This is a genomic window from Vibrio sp. 1562 (genome assembly GCF_033340155.1).
Classification (GTDB): Bacteria; Pseudomonadota; Gammaproteobacteria; order Enterobacterales; family Vibrionaceae; genus Vibrio; species Vibrio alginolyticus.
On the sequence record NZ_JAWOVY010000097.1, the window covers coordinates 1 to 1195 of the forward strand.

Below are 1195 nucleotides of genomic sequence, written 5' to 3' on the forward strand. Positions count from 1 at the left end.
TAATTTTGCTCACTAAACCAAGTATCTTGAATTACTTAGGTATCATTTAGATTTATATTTTTATCGATAGTAATCTATTTATTTGAGCAACGATACGGGTTTACTCAAACATTTGACTGAAATCAGCATCACATACGTTTTTTACCGCAGGATGCTGAATCATTCGCTCGGCGAAAATAACGTAATACTCTTCTTTCAAATCCTCAACATGACCGATCAACTGTAGGCTGCGGTCATCTTCGATTTCTGACATGTAAACCGTCGGCGCCAAAAAGATCACATCATCACGGTATCTCGCAAAGGCTTTCATCAACGCGACGTCATCAAACTCTCCCAAGACATCAGGTTGTAATCCTTGGCGATCAAACCATTGAATGACTTTTCGCCCCATCGCCGTTCGACTTGCTGGGATCAACAGCTTTTTCTTTTCCAAAATTTCAGGGAACTTGACGTCTGGAATGTCAGAAGATGCAAAGAAACTCATGCTACTCTCGCCAAGCTTCTTACTATAAAGGCCTGGGCTTTGCGTCGAGTCCACCGGGCAATCAGAAAGAATCATATCCAACTTGTGCTGCGATAGCCGTTCTAACAACAGTTCGTGCGTCGACTCGTAACAACGTAAGTGGATACTGTTGTCTTCAGGCACGGTTGTCATCAGCACTTTACTAACTAGCCGTTTTGACAGCGCATCGGCGACACCAACTTCAAACAAAATATTGGAGTGCTGACTGTAGTTCACAATATCAAGCATCTCATAGCTTAAACCAAACATACGATCCGCATATTTGAAGACCAATTGTCCGAGTTCTGTTGGTTCGACAGTACGGCCGTTTCGCTTGGTTAGCTTACCTTTCATCCGCTCTTCAAGCGCTTTGATTTGCCCGGTCACCGTTTGAGGAGTGAGAAAAAGCGCATCCGCGGCCTTGGTAACAGAGCCTTGCTTGCACACCATCCAGAAGTAATAAAGATGGTTGTAATTTAGATGTGACATCGGCCAATTCCAGAAAAGAAGGTGATGCTTTTTATACCAAATGTGACAGAGACAGACAAGATACTCGGCAAAACCATCACTTTAACCAACTAAAATTAAGTTTTACCGAAAATACAATCTCAGTATTGTCATAAAACTTGAAGTAAAACGCACTTTTTATCGAATTCTCATCAAAAAAATCTCAGTTTATAAAACCAATAAATC

At 41.4% G+C, this 1195-nt stretch carries 1 protein-coding gene; it reads right to left on the bottom strand.

The genetic code is table 11. The features are described 5' to 3' along the window. Positions 1–100: 100 nt before the first annotated feature. On the bottom strand, positions 101–991 hold the full coding sequence (gene nhaR / locus R7Z49_RS23440) for a transcriptional activator NhaR (protein WP_005457134.1): 891 nt from the start codon (positions 989–991) through the stop codon (positions 101–103). Positions 992–1195: the final 204 nt, after the last annotated feature.

Excerpts from the sequence above, each read along its gene's own strand:
- nhaR (WP_005457134.1), bottom strand. The coding sequence starts at position 991 with ATGTCACATCTAAATTACAACCATCTTTATTACTTCTGGATGGTGTGC.